We start from the raw sequence: 13,304 nt of genomic DNA, 5'->3' as shown, positions 1-13,304 counted from the left end.
GAGCGGAGCGGAATCGGCGAAGCCGACGCGTAGCGCAGCGGAGCGCCCTTTACTGCCGGCCCGGAACCGCCACACTCCGCAAAACCCCGGGCGGCCCCGGCCACCGGCAAAGGCGCCGGTCCAGCGAAGGGTGACCTCCGGGCCGAGCCCTGACCGTGGCCCCCGCCCACGATGGGCCGGTCCGCGCTCGGCAGCGCGAGGGGATGACCCGAGCGTCGAGGCCGCCGGGGTGGCCGAGCGCGCACCGGGGCTTCGGCCCACGATGGGCCGGGCCGCACCCGGCGGTGAAAGGTGATGACCCATCCCAGCGTCGCCCGTCGGCCCCACCTCTGGCCGTCCGGGTCGGAGGTCACGTCGCGGTGGAGGGGCGGGAGTCAAGGGTGGAGCGGAGCGGAATCGGCGGAGCCGACGCCCGTAGGGCGCCCTTTACTGCCGGCCCGGAGGCGCCACACTCCGCTCACACCCGGGCGGCCCCGGTAGGAATCGAAGGCACCGGCCCACCGAAGCGTGACCTCCGGACCGAGCCCCGGCCCCGCGCGCAGTGCGTCCCGGCGCCGGGTCGCCGAAGTCCCCGTATCGGAGACTCTCAGCCCGCGAGCTCCCCGTACCCGCTGATCTCCTGAGGAGAGCGGCTCGGAGGGCCCACGTAGCGGGCCGAGGGGCGGACCAGCCGCCCCGTCCGCTTCTGTTCGAGAATGTGCGCCGACCACCCCGCCGTCCTCGCACACGTGAACATCGACGTGAACATGTGCGCCGGCACCTCCGCGAAGTCCAGGACGATCGCCGCCCAGAACTCCACGTTCGTGGCGAGCACCCGGTCCGGGCGGCGGGCGTGCAGCTCGTCGAGGGCCGCCTTCTCCAGCGCCTCCGCGACCTCGAAGCGCGGCGCGCCGAGCTCCCGCGCCGTGCGCCGCAGCACCCGCGCGCGCGGGTCCTCGGCCCGGTACACCCGGTGCCCGAAGCCCATCAGCCGCTCACCCTTGTCCAGCGCCTGCTTCACGTACGCGACCGCGTCACCCGTCCGCTCGATCTCCTCGATCATGCCGAGGACCCGGGACGGGGCGCCGCCGTGCAGCGGACCGGACATCGCGCCCACCGCGCCGCTGAGCGCCGCCGCCACATCCGCGCCGGTGGAGGCGATGACCCGCGCCGTGAACGTGGACGCGTTCATGCCGTGCTCGGCGGCCGACGTCCAGTACGCGTCGACGGCCTGGACGTGCTTGGGGTCCGGCTCGCCGCGCCACCGCTTCATGAACCGCTCGACGACCGTCTCGGCCGTGTCGATCTCCCGCTGCGGCACCATCGGCAGGCCCTGCCCACGGGCCGACTGGGCGACGTAGGAGAGGGCCATGACGGCGGCGCGCGCCAGATCCTCGCGGGCCCGCTCCTCGCTGATGTCGAGCAGCGGCCGCAGGCCCCAGACGGGGGCGAGCATGGCCAGCGCGGACTGGACGTCGACGCGGATGTCGCCGGAGTGCACCGGGATCGGGAAGGGCTCGGCGGGCGGAAGGCCGGGATCGAAGGCGCCGTCGACGAGCAGGCCCCACACGTTCCCGAAGGAGACGTGGCCGACCAGGTCCTCGATGTCGACGCCGCGGTAGCGCAGCGCGCCACCTTCCTTGTCCGGTTCGGCGATCTCCGTCTCGAACGCGACGACTCCTTCGAGACCAGGTACGAAGTCGGACATCAGGCGGCTCCTCGTGATGGGTTCGACATGATGGTTGTCGAGTGCGGCAAGCGATCAGCTCATGACCATCGGTCAAACTCGTGACCATCGGTCAAAACTGGGCGAACACGGTCCGGTTACGCGGTCCAATCCGCCCAAGTGTGGCGAATACGTCGACTCGCGGTCCGGAACGTTCTTCCCGGTGATGCCCAGTGGGGCACGCGGTCACCCCACCGATCCGGCAGCAGGACGATATCCCTTGGTGCCACCTTTCGCGATGCCATGCGGCACTCAGTGCCACACGTCACCCCCGCGTTCCCGCGCTCCACCCCTCCGGCGTGCGGCATACGGCAGGATGACTGTGTGACCGACGCCAGCGCCGCCTTTCCCGAACCCCCGCCCGAGCCGGCCGCCATGCGGGAGCAGTACGTCACTCGGGGGCTCGCCGAGGACGAGCTGCCCGCGGACCCGATGGACCAGTTCGCGCTCTGGTTCAAGGAGGCGGCCGCCGACCGGGACGCCGTCCACGAACCGAACGCCATGGTCGTCTCCACGGCCGACGCCACGGGCCGCCCCAGCTCCCGCACGGTGCTCCTGAAGGGCTTCGACGAGCGCGGCTTCGTCTTCTTCACCAACTACGGCTCCCGCAAGGCCCGCGAGCTCGCCGCCACCCCGTACGTCTCGCTGCTGTTCCCCTGGCACGCGGTGGCCCGCCAGGTGATCGTCTCCGGTCTCGCGGAGCGCGTCGGCCGCGAGGAGACGGTGGCCTACTTCCGCACCCGCCCGCACGGCTCCCAGCTCGGCGCCTGGGCGAGCGCCCAGTCCTCCGTGCTCGCCTCGCGCGCGGAACTGGACCGCGCGTACGCCGACTTGGCGGCCCGCTACCCCGAGGGCGAACAGGTCCCGGTCCCCCCGGACTGGGGCGGCTTCCGGGTGCGCCCGCTGACGGTGGAGTTCTGGCAGGGCAGAGCGGACCGTTTGCACGACCGCCTGCGGTACGTACGCCCGGAAGCCCCTGAAGCGGGGGCCGCGTGGCGAGTGGAACGCCTGAGCCCGTGAGTGAGACCGGTGCGGCGGAGCGGCCCGCATGGGCGGGATTCAGCCCGTCCGGCGCTTGAGGACGAGTAGGCCGAAGGCCACGACAAACGGCGCCCGACGTCCCGCGGGGCCACCCCTCACCCCGTCAGGACCCCGTCCAGAAACGGTTCGATCGCGGCCCGCCACGCCGCCGGCTGGTCGTAGTGCACGAGGTGCCCCGCGTCGGCCACCTCCGCGTACTCCCCGCGCGGCAGGACGCGGACCATCTCCTGGGACTCCGCCCGGCCGAGCTCGCCGTCCTGGCCGCGCACGACCAGCGCGGGGCAGCGGACCTGGATCAGCTCCTCCCAGTGCGCGTCGTGCACCCACGTCTCGCGGGACTCCAGCATCTGGGCGCGGTCGAAGACGGGCCGCCAGCCGTCCGTGCCCTCCCGCATCACCTCGGCGAAGAACTCGCCGCGCGCCGGGTTGGGCCGCTCCACCCAGGGGTCGTCCTCGCCGAACCACTTGCGGACGTCGGCGAGCGTCGCGAACGGCACCGGCCAGGACTTGAACCAGTCCTCCCACTCGCGCTGCGAGGCCGCCCCGAGCGCGGAGGCCCGCATGTCACAGATGATCAGGCCCCGGACCAGGTCGGGGCGGCGCGCGGCGAGCTGCCAGGCGGTGAGGGCGCCCATGGAGTGGCCGATGAGGACGGCTGGCGCGAGGCCCAGCTGGACCAGGGCGGCCTCGGCGTCGTCCACGTAGGCGTCCCGGCTGAAGGGGCCCGCGGCGGGCTTCTCGCTCCTGCCGTGGCCGCGCTGGTCGAGGGCGACGGCGCGGTGCCGCTCGGCCAGCCAGCGCGCGGTGCCCGCCCAGTGCGAGGCGCGGCCCATCAGGCCGTGCAGCAACAGCACCCCGCCCGGCGCCGCCTCGGCCTCCCGCAGCTTGGGAGGGTCGGCGTACTCCCAGGCGGCGAGGCGTACGCCGTCCGTTCCCGTCACGTCGATGCGCCGCACCATGATTGCTGGCACCCCCCTGGGTTTCACTCGGGATCCACGCCTGGCCCTGCTCCACGCCCCCGCACGCTATCGAACCCTCGTTCGAAAGCGGCCGCTTCGCCGATAACACCCCTCATTCGAGTGACCGCACTCAAGGATTGACCGGCGCGGCCGAGGGGAGATCTTCAACGGGAGGCGGACCGCTCGGGGAAACCGGTCCGAGGGGAATGACCCTGAGAGCTCGGGGCTCCGGGTCAGCACAGGGGAGGACAGGCCCCGGCGCTTCAGGGCGCCGGGGCCCTCGCCGTGTCCTCGCCGGCGGCGGGGCGCGCGCAGGCGCTCGCCGGGCGGGCGTTCGCGCTCACCAGACGGGCACATCTACAGCCCCCTCTCCGGCCGTGCGGCCAGACCCGGCGCCGACACGGTCAAGAGCCCTCAGGTCATATGCCTCTCGCGACAGCCTTGCACGCAAAACGCTCGGGCGCTGCGATTCCGCACACTGAATCTTGGACTCCACAAGATCTCGTGGAGATCGTGGAGCCCGGTCAACCACCCCTTCGGCAACGGGAGTTGACCACAGGCCTCCGGCGGAACCCGCATGCCCCCACCGGCGGACCCGCATGCCCCGGCGAGACCGCCGGAGCGCGGCGTCAGTGCTTACGGCGCCGACGCCCGGCCTCGCGGCGTCAGCGCTTGGCGACGAAGACGTGCGAGGCGACCTCCGCGGTGAGCTCCGCGGCCTCGCCGCTGCTGCCCACCAGGACACCGCCCGCCGACTCCGTCACGCTCACCACGGAGCCCGGCTGCACGCCGGCCCGCCGCAGCGTGTACATCAGCTGGGCGTCCGTCTGGATCGGCTCGCCGATGCGGCGCACCACGACCGTCTTGCCCTCGGAGCCCGGGTCGAGCTCCGTCAGGGAGACCATGCCTTCGTCCAGGAACGGGTCCGCGCCGTCCTTCTCGCCGAGCTCCTCGAGGCCCGGGATCGGGTTGCCGTACGGAGACTCGGTGGGGTGGCGGAGCAGCTCGAGGACGCGGCGCTCCACCGCCTCGCTCATCACGTGCTCCCAGCGGCACGCCTCGGCGTGCACCTGCTCCCATTCGAGCCCGATCACGTCGACGAGCAGGCACTCCGCGAGGCGGTGCTTGCGCATCACGCGGGTCGCCAGACGGCGGCCCTCCTCGGTGAGCTCCAGGTGCCGGTCGCTGGCGACCGCCACCAGGCCGTCGCGCTCCATGCGCGCCACGGTCTGGCTCACCGTCGGCCCGCTCTGGTCGAGCCGCTCGGCGATCCGGGCGCGCATGGGGACGACACCTTCCTCCTCGAGCTCGAGGATGGTGCGCAAATACATCTCAGTGGTGTCAATCAGCCCCGACATGGGTGCCCCTCAGAATTCGCTCGTGCGCTGGCCCTGCCCTCAATTCTGACGCATACCACTGACAACCGTGCCGCGCCGGTGGAATTCCCGCCCGTGACCGGGCAGGACGGGCCTGCGACGGTGTTGACACGGTGCTGGTCCAGACCGCAACGTGATGCGAATGAGCTCGAAGAGCGAGGGCAAGATGGCAGGTCAGTATTTCGACGCCGCGATCGACCTGCTGCGGCGGGTCCGCGACGAGGAGTCCGGGAACGTCGCGGAGGCGGGCACGCTGCTCGCCGACGCGGTCGAGGCCGGCGGCCGCCTCTTCGCCTTCGGCGCCGGGCACTCCTCCCTCGCCGCGCAGGACGTCGTCTACCGCGCGGGCGGCCTCGCCGTGGTCAACCTCCTCGCCGTCCCCGGAGTGGTCGGCATCGACGTCATGCCGGCCACGCTGGGCTCCGCCCTGGAGCGGGTCGACGGGCTCGCGGGCGCCGTCCTCGACTCCTCGCCGGCCCGCCCCGGCGACGTCCTCGTGATCATCTCGCTCTCCGGGCGGAACTCCCTGCCGGTGGAGATGGCCATGAACGCCCGCGCCCTGGGCCTCAAGGTCATCGGCGTGACCTCGGTGGCGTACGCGAGCGAGACCAGGTCCCGGCACGTGTCCGGCACCTTCCTGAAGGACCACTGCGACGTGGTGGTCGACTCCAAGATCGCGGTCGGCGACGCCGAGCTCACCCTCGACGGCGTCGACGCGCCCTTCGGGCCCGCCTCCAGCGTCGTCACGAACGCGCTGATGCAGGCCATGGTCGCCTCCGCCGTCGAGCGGCTCGCCGCGCGCGGCATCCAGCCGCCGCTGCTGCGTTCGGGGAACGTGGACGGCGGACACGACTGGAACGGGCGGGTCCTCCAGGAGTACGGCGACCGGATCTTCTACCGGCACTGAAGCTCTTGCCGGCACTGAACCGCTGCCGGCACTGAATCCTCTGGCGGCACCGAATCCGCTGCCGGTACCGACCTCACCGGCTCCGCTCCGCCCCGGTCGCGAACCGCACCCGTACCGTCAGCCCGCCGCCCGTCCCGTTCGCCTCCGCCGTGACCTCCGCGTCGTGCGCCCGCGCGATCGCCGCCACGATGGACAACCCGAGCCCGGCGCCCTCCCCGCGCGCGTGCGTGCGCTCGTGCAGTCGCCGGAAGGGCTCGAAGAGGTGCGGGACGGTGTCCGGCGGTACCTCGGGCCCCGTATTCGCCACCTCCAGCGCGCCGTAGCCGTCACCGTCACCGCCGCCGTTACCGCCGACCACGACGTCCACCCGGCCCCCGGGTGCGTTGTACCGCACCGCGTTCGCCACCAGGTTGTGGACGAGCCGGTCCAGCAGGACGCCGTCGCCCTCCACGGTCAGCGGGTCCGCGCGTACGGACACCGTGACGTCCCGCGCGGCCGCCTCCTCGCCCAGCCCCTCCGCCACGGCGTGCGCGAGCACGTCCACCGCGACCGGCTCACGCCGCTCCAGACCCTGCTCCGACGCGGCGAGCAGCAGCAGGCCCTCGATGAGGTGCTCGCTGTCGTCGGCGACCGAGATGAGCTTCGTACGGATCCTCGCCACCCGCTCCGGATCCGGCTCCCCGGCGAGACCGATCTCCGCCGCCGCCCGCTGCACCGCCAGCGGGGTGCGCAGCTCGTGCGCCGCGTTGGCCGCGAACCGCTGTTGCGCCCCGACCAGGCGTTCTATCCGGTCCAGCATCTCGTCGAAGGTGTCGGCGAGGTGCTTCAGCTCGCCCTGCGGCGCGTCCAGCGCGATCCGCTCGTGCAGATTGGCCGCCGAGAGCCGCCGCGCGGTCCCGGCGATCACCGACACCGGGCGGAGCACCCGGCCCGCCATCCACCAGGCCAGGGCGATCGACAGGACCGCGTACACGGTGAGGACGATCACCGAGACCGTCAGGAGCCGGTTGAGCGCCGCCTCCCCGGCGAGGTCGCTGATCTGCGTGACGGCGAGGCCCTTGTCGGTGTCGACCGGCGTCCCCTCGACCCGCCGGGCGGGCGCCGCGGACGCCATCGTCGTCGGCACGGTGTTCCACGGCGGGACCGGCCCGCGCGGCACGGCCGTCGTCACCGCCGTACTGATCGACGTGTACAGGCCCTGCTGCACCAGCAGGTACACCAGGCCCGTCAGCAGCGCCCCGGCCAGCACCAGGAGCCCCCCGTACAGCGCGGTCAGTCGGGACCTCTCGCTGCTCATCCGTACCCGTACGAGCGGTCGGCGGGCCCGCGCCGCGAACGCCCCGCGGGCCTTCACAGCGAGCGCCCCGTGATCCGGTACCCGGCGCCCGGCACCGTCTCCACCACCGGCGGTTCGCCCAGCTTGGCGCGGAGCTTGGAGAGGGTGACCCGGACCGCGTTGGTGCGGTAGCTGGTGTCCTCCTCCCACACCTGCTCGATCAGGTCCTCGCCGCTGACCACCGCGCCGTCCGCCCGCAGCAGCGCCTCCAGGACCGCGAACTCCTTGCGGGACAGCGACAGATGGCGCCCGTCCCTGCTGGCCTGGCGCCGCGCGGTGTCCAGGACCAGACCCGCCCGTTCGATCACCGGTGGCAGCGCGGGCCGGGCCCGGCGGCCGAGCGCCAGCACGCGGGCGAGCAGCTCGTCGTACGCGAACGGCTTGGTGAGGTAGTCGTCCGCGCCGAGCCCCAGACCGGCCACCCGGTCACGCACCGTGCCCGACGCCGTCAGCATCAGGACCCGGGTCAGCAGCCGCTGCTCGACGACGCGGCGGCACACCTCGTCGCCGTGCACGCCCGGCAGGTCGCGGTCGAGGATCAGCACGTCGTACTCGCCGAGCTGCAGTTTTCGCAGCGCGCTCAGTCCGTCGGCCGCGACGTCGACGGCGAGCGCGGCACGGCGCAGCCCGTCGGCGATCATCTCGGCCAGGAATTCCTCGTCCTCCACCAGCAGTACGCGCATGGGGCCCTGTGTACCCGAGAGTGACCTTTCGCCGGTGTAAGCGTCCCCGTTGAGAGAAACGAAACCCCGCTCCCCGCCAGCCTGTGCGCGTCAGTCACGCCACATGTAAGGGGAAGCCGCATGAGGACCGCCCGCACCGTCCGTACCACTCGTACCGGCCGTACCGGCCGTACCGCCCGTACCCGCTCGGTGGCCGCCGCGTCGGCCTTCGCCGCACTCGCCCTGTTCGCCGGGGCCTGCTCGAACGACTCCGGCTCCGGTTCCGGCTCCGACAAGGGCTCGTCCGACAGCGCCGACGGCGGCAAGGGCGCCGACGCCGACAAGGCGTTCAAGGAGCGCGAGTGCCTGCGCAAGCACGGTCTGAAGGTCGCCGAGCCCAAGTCCGGCGAGGACGTCCGCGGCATCACCATCGGCGGCGACATGAGCAAGGAGAAGATGCAGAAGGCCATGAAGGACTGCGGCATGGGCGGCGGTTCCAAGGGCGGCGGCATCTCGCAGGCCGACAAGGACAAGATGCTCAAGTACGCGCAGTGCATGCGCAAGAACGGCTTCAACATGCCCGCCCCGAAATTCGACGGCGGCGCGATGCAGGCCCAGCCCATGCCCAAGGGCGCCGAGGCCAAGAAGATGGAGAAGGCCGCGGACGCGTGCAAGGGCATCGTCGGATGAGGCGCCGCACCGCGGTCGTCGCCACCGTCGTCGCCTTCCTCGCCATCACCGGCGGCGGGGTGGCCGTCACCGCCCTCGCCGACGGCGGCGGCAAGGAGGACTCCGGTCACCGCGCGGCCGGCCTGCCGCCCGCCACCGCGGCCGTCGAGAAGGGCGACCTCAGCAGCGGCACCCAGGTCGACGGCACCCTCGGCTACGCCAAGGAACGCAAGGTCAACGCGGGCACCACCGGCACTCTGACGTGGCGCGCCGACACCGGCTCCACCATCGGACGCGACGGGCGGCTGTACGAGGTGAACGGCGCCCCCGTCCGCCTGATGTACGGCACCGAGCCCATGTACCGCACCCTGAAGAGCGGCGACAAGGGCAACGACGTGCGCCAGCTGGAGCAGAACCTGGTGGCCCTCGGCTACGGTTCCGGGCTCGCCGTCGACGACACGTACACCGACGGCACGGCGGCCACCGTCAAGCGCTGGCAGAAGGCCCACGACCGCAAGCAGACCGGCCGCGTCGGGCCCGAGCAGATCTCCTTCCAGCCGTCCGCGCTCCGCGTGAAGTCCGCCGGATCGACCGTCGGCGACCAGGTCGCGCCCGGCAAGCCGGTGCTCTCCACGACCGGCTCCGAACGGGTCGTACGGGTCGAACTCGACGTCGCTGAGGGCGACTCGGCGAAGAAGGGCACCAAGGTCACGGTGTCGTTGCCGGACGGCAGCACGGTCAAGGGCAAGGTCGCCTCCGTCGGCAAGACCGCCAAGCCCGGGGACGACCCCAGCGACAAGACCCCCAAGATCCCGGTGACCGTCACCTTCGACGACCCCGGCAAGGTCGACGGCTTCGACCAGTCGCCGGTCACCGTCAACCTCACCGGTGAGACCCGCGAGGACGTCCTCTCCGTGCCCGTCAACGCGCTTCTCGCGCTGCCCGGCGGCGGGTTCGGCGTCCAGCTCGTCGAGGGCGGCCGCACCCGGGACGTCAAGGTCGAGCTCGGCATGTTCGGGCAGGGCCGGGTCGAGGTGAGCGGCGGGGGGCTGCGGGCCGGCATGAAGGTGGGGGTGCCGAAGGTATGAACGACCACCGGGACACCCCTGCCGTCATGGGCCAGGACACTCCTGCCGTCATGGGCCAGGACAGCCCCACCGTCGTGGAGCTGGCGGGCGTCACCAAGGAGTACCCGGGCGGGGTCGCCGCCCTGCGCGGCGTCGACCTGAGCGTCGGCGCCGGTGAACTCCTCGCCATCGTCGGCCCGTCCGGCTCCGGCAAGTCCACCCTCCTGCACATCGTCGGCACCCTCGACCGGCCCACCGCGGGCTCCGTCGCCATCGCCGGACACGACGTCGCCGCGCTGACCGACCGCAGCCTGTCCGCGCTGCGCGCCCGGCACATCGGTTTCGTCTTCCAGGCGTTCCACCTCGTGCCCGGCATCAGCGCCCGCGACAACGTCGCCGAGGGCCTGCTCTACTCCGGTCTCTCCCGCGCGGAACGGCGCCGCAGGGCCGCGTACGCCCTGGAGCGCGTCGGCCTCGCCGACCGCATGCGGCACCGCCCGCACGAACTGTCCGGCGGCCAGAAACAGCGCGTCGCCATCGCCCGCGCGGTCGTCGGCGAACCCGACCTGCTCCTCGCCGACGAGCCCACCGGCGCGCTGGACTCCGCGTCCGGCGAGGCCGTCATGGCCCTGCTGCACGACCTCAACGCGGAGGGCGCGACCATCGCCGTCATCACCCACGACACGGAGATCGCCGACCGGCTGCCGCGGCAGGTGCGGATCAGGGACGGGCAGGTCGTCGCGGACACGCGGGGCGCGGAGGTCGCCGCGTGAGGGCCCGCAACCGTGACCGTACGAAGGCGCGCCGCGGGGCCCTCAGGGCGGCGCGGCTGAGCCCGCGCGACGTCCTGCACGTCGGCTCCGCGGGGCTGCGCAGCCGGCCCGTACGGGTCGTGCTCTCCGCGCTCGGCATCGCCATCGGCATCGCGACGATGGTCGCCGTGGTGGGCATCTCGTCCTCCAGTAAGGCCCAACTGATGGAGGAACTGGACTCGTTGGGCACGAACATGCTCATCGCCTCGCCGGGTGAGGCGATGTTCTCCGGCGAGACGGTGAACCTGCCGAAGGACGCGGCGGGGCGGGTCGGACGGGTCGACGGCGTCGAGGACGTCGGGGCGACCGGCGATCTCGAACGCTCGGTGCGGCGCAGCGAGAAGATCCCGGAGGACGAGACCGGCGGGATCTCCGTGAAGGCTTCCACGGAGGGGCTGTTGAAGGTGCTGCGCGGCAAGATGGCGCACGGCAGCTGGTTCAACGCGGCGAACAGCCGCTATCCGTCGGTGGTCCTCGGCCACGTCGCGGCGAAGCGGCTCGGCATCACGTCGCCGGGTCAGCAGGTGTGGATCGACGACCGGTACTTCACCGTGATCGGCATCCTCGACCCGCTGCCGCTGGCGTCCGACATCGAACGCTCGGCCCTGACCGGCTGGGACGCGTCGCGCAAGCTGCTCGGCTTCGACGGCCACCCGACGTCGGTGTACGAACGCTCCACCGACGCGACCGTCGGCGACGTACGGCGGCTCCTCGCCCCGTCCATCGACCCGGAGAACCCGCGCAACGTCCAGGTCACCGACCCGTCGTCGGCGCTCCAGGCGAAGGCGGCGACGGAGGGCGCGTTCTCCACGCTGCTGCTCGGGCTGGGCGGGATCGCGCTGCTGGTGGGCGGGGTCGGGGTGGCCAACACCATGATCATCTCAGTGTTGGAACGGCGCTACGAGATCGGCCTGCGCAGGTCGCTCGGGGCGACGCGGGGCCAGATCCGCGTCCAGTTCGTGACGGAGTCGCTGATGCTGTCGGGCCTGGGCGGCATGGCGGGCGTGGCGCTGGGCGCGGCGGCGACGGCGGCGTACGCGGTCTCGGGCGACCTGCCGTGGGTGGTCCCACCGTGGGCGATGGCGGGCGGCTTCGGGGCGACGCTGGCGATCGGGACGGTGGCGGGTCTGTATCCGGCGGTGCGGGCGGCGCGGTTGTCTCCGACGTTGGCGCTGCACGCGGTGTGAGGGGCTGGGTTCGTTCGCCCGGCACCTTTGCCGGCGGCCACGGTCGGGGCTCGGTCCGGAGGTGACCCTCCGGTGGGCCGGTGCCTTCGATTCCTACCGGGGCCGCCCGGGGTTTTGCGGAGTGTGGCGCCTCCGGGCCGGCAGTAAAGGGCGCTCCGCTGCGCTACGCGTCGGCTCCGCCGATTCCGCTCCGCTCCACCCTTGACTCCCGCCCCTCCACCGCGACTTGACCTCCGACCCGGACGGCCAGGGGTGAGGCGGCGGGCAACGCTGGGTGGGGTCATCGGCTTTCGCGGCCGGGTGCGGACCGGCTCATCGTGGGCGGACGCCACGGTGCGGGCTCGGGCCCACGGCCGGTGTGGTCGGGTCATCGGCTTTCGCCGCCGGGTGCGGGCCGGTCCATCGTGGGCGGGGGCCACGGTGCGGGCCCGCCGCGCGACCTCGCTGCCCGGGTCATCAGCTTTCGCCGCCGGGTGCGGACCGGTCCATCGAGCGCCGAAGCCACGGTGCGCGCTCGGCCAGCCCGGCGGCCTCGACGCTCGGGGCATCGGCTCGCGTGGCCGGGTGCGGTCCGGATCATCGTGGGTGGGTGCCAGGGGGGCTGGGCTCGGCCTGCCGGCCGGCTTCGCTGCTCGGGTGCTTGGTCCGCGCTGCCGGGTGCGGTCCGGTTCATCGTGGGCCGATGCCGTCTTCCCGGTCGGGGCGTCGGCTCTCGCGGTTCAGCACCTACTTCGGCAAAGTTGCGAATTGAGACGCCGCGCGCCCCCTCGCCAGATCGGATGCGCCCCGGCGACGTAAGCCCGTCCTCTGGCGTCAGGCCCGTCTCCATCCCGTCCCTCCCCCTCGCTTACCTACTTTGGGAACGTTGCGAATTGGATCCTCGCGCACCCCCCTGCCACGCCCCGCGCGCCGTCCGGCGGGTGGCCGGTGGGTGGGTTCTGCCTCTCCGCCGTGCCTGGTGGCCCCACTGAACTCATTCGTCCCATGGGTCTCGTGCGGCATCAGATCCCGCCCGTCCCACTAACCCCACCTCCCGCAGGGCACCCATCCGCCCCATCCCCCTTGGCGGAGTGGTTGGTTCCGGGGGCGCTTGGGGTGTGGCACGGGGGGCGTGCGGCATATTCATTCGCAACTTTCCCAAAGTAGGTGCCCGACCCCCAGAGCCCAGCCCCCTGTTCCCGGGCAGCGCCTCGAAGGTGACACCTGCCGACGATGGGCCGGACCGCACCCGGCAGCGCGAGGCGATGACCCGAGCGGCGTGGCCGGGTGGTTGCCCGCGCTCGCACCGTGGCGTCGGCGCACGATGGACCGGTCCGCACCCGGCCACGCGAGGTATTGGCCCAACCCAGCGTCGCCCGCCGCCTCACCCCTGGCCGTCCGGGTCGAAGGTCACGTCGCGGTGGAGGGGCGGGAGTCAAGGGTGGAGCGGAGCGGAATCGGCGGAGCCGACGCCCGTAGGGCGCCCTTTACTGCCGGCCCGGAGGCGCCACACTCCGCAAAACCCCGGGCGGCCCCGCCCACCATCCAAAGGCACCGGCCCACCGAAGTCCCCACCCGGCCAGCCCACCTCGCTCAGGCCCCGC

11 protein-coding genes are annotated in these 13,304 nt (G+C 72.6%); 6 read left to right on the top strand and 5 right to left on the bottom strand.

Translation table 11 applies throughout. The annotated features are described in order from the left end of the window. Window positions 1-586: 586 nt before the first annotated feature. Window positions 587-1,687 carry a citrate synthase 2 gene (locus ACZ6CV_RS18410; RefSeq protein WP_469251807.1) on the bottom strand — a complete coding sequence of 367 codons (1,101 nt, stop codon included), beginning with the start codon at window positions 1,685-1,687 and terminating at the stop codon, window positions 587-589. 393 nt (window positions 1,688-2,080) lie between these two features. Here ACZ6CV_RS18410 and pdxH point away from each other — a divergent pair, with 393 nt between their 5' ends. Beyond that, the gene (gene pdxH / locus ACZ6CV_RS18405) at window positions 2,081-2,725 is read left to right on the top strand and encodes a pyridoxamine 5'-phosphate oxidase (RefSeq protein ID WP_469252018.1); all 645 of its coding nucleotides are present in this window, start codon (window positions 2,081-2,083) and stop codon (window positions 2,723-2,725) included. Window positions 2,726-2,841: 116 nt separating this feature from the next. Here pdxH and ACZ6CV_RS18400 read toward each other — a convergent pair whose 3' ends face one another. Together ACZ6CV_RS18400 and ACZ6CV_RS18395 are read right to left on the bottom strand one after the other, a co-directional pair. Then, entirely contained in the window at window positions 2,842-3,705 is an 864-nt protein-coding gene (locus ACZ6CV_RS18400) for an alpha/beta fold hydrolase (protein WP_355808050.1), read from the bottom strand. Window positions 3,706-4,370: 665 nt separating this feature from the next. Further along, complete coding sequence (locus ACZ6CV_RS18395) at window positions 4,371-5,063, bottom strand: metal-dependent transcriptional regulator (RefSeq protein WP_355807864.1); 693 nt, start codon at window positions 5,061-5,063, stop codon at window positions 4,371-4,373. Window positions 5,064-5,223: 160 nt separating this feature from the next. Here ACZ6CV_RS18395 and ACZ6CV_RS18390 point away from each other — a divergent pair, with 160 nt between their 5' ends. Next, on the top strand, window positions 5,224-5,988 hold the full coding sequence (locus tag ACZ6CV_RS18390; protein ID WP_469251806.1) for an SIS domain-containing protein: 765 nt from the start codon (window positions 5,224-5,226) through the stop codon (window positions 5,986-5,988). A 73-nt stretch (window positions 5,989-6,061) separates the two neighbouring features. Here the strand turns inward: ACZ6CV_RS18390 and ACZ6CV_RS18385 are convergent, their stop codons facing one another. Together ACZ6CV_RS18385 and ACZ6CV_RS18380 are read right to left on the bottom strand one after the other, a co-directional pair. Beyond that, entirely contained in the window at window positions 6,062-7,285 is a 1,224-nt protein-coding gene (locus tag ACZ6CV_RS18385; protein WP_469251805.1) for a sensor histidine kinase, read from the bottom strand. 53 nt (window positions 7,286-7,338) lie between these two features. Continuing rightward, on the bottom strand, window positions 7,339-8,007 hold the full coding sequence (locus tag ACZ6CV_RS18380) for a response regulator transcription factor (protein WP_355807858.1): 669 nt from the start codon (window positions 8,005-8,007) through the stop codon (window positions 7,339-7,341). Window positions 8,008-8,127: 120 nt separating this feature from the next. Between ACZ6CV_RS18380 and ACZ6CV_RS18375 the strand changes: the two genes are divergently transcribed. Genes ACZ6CV_RS18375 through ACZ6CV_RS18360 form a run of 4 tightly spaced genes read left to right on the top strand, consistent with a single transcriptional unit; the run spans window position 8,128 to window position 11,721 of the window. After that, entirely contained in the window at window positions 8,128-8,676 is a 549-nt protein-coding gene (locus ACZ6CV_RS18375; RefSeq protein WP_469251804.1) for a hypothetical protein, read from the top strand. Beyond that, the gene (locus ACZ6CV_RS18370) at window positions 8,673-9,743 is read left to right on the top strand and encodes a peptidoglycan-binding protein (protein ID WP_469251803.1); all 1,071 of its coding nucleotides are present in this window, start codon (window positions 8,673-8,675) and stop codon (window positions 9,741-9,743) included. Before ACZ6CV_RS18375 ends, ACZ6CV_RS18370 begins: the two co-directional genes overlap by 4 nt. Window positions 9,744-9,769: 26 nt before the next feature. Further along, a complete protein-coding gene (locus ACZ6CV_RS18365) occupies window positions 9,770-10,495 on the top strand; it encodes an ABC transporter ATP-binding protein (RefSeq protein ID WP_469252017.1) in 726 nt (241 codons plus the stop codon). Then, the gene (locus ACZ6CV_RS18360) at window positions 10,492-11,721 is read left to right on the top strand and encodes an ABC transporter permease (RefSeq protein WP_469251802.1); all 1,230 of its coding nucleotides are present in this window, start codon (window positions 10,492-10,494) and stop codon (window positions 11,719-11,721) included. The genes ACZ6CV_RS18365 and ACZ6CV_RS18360 overlap by 4 nt, the downstream gene beginning before the upstream one ends. The last annotated feature ends 1,583 nt before the right edge of the window (window positions 11,722-13,304 follow it).

Source organism: Streptomyces sp. NPDC041713 (genome assembly GCF_055591085.1).
This window is presented reverse-complemented; position numbering and strand designations above follow the sequence as displayed.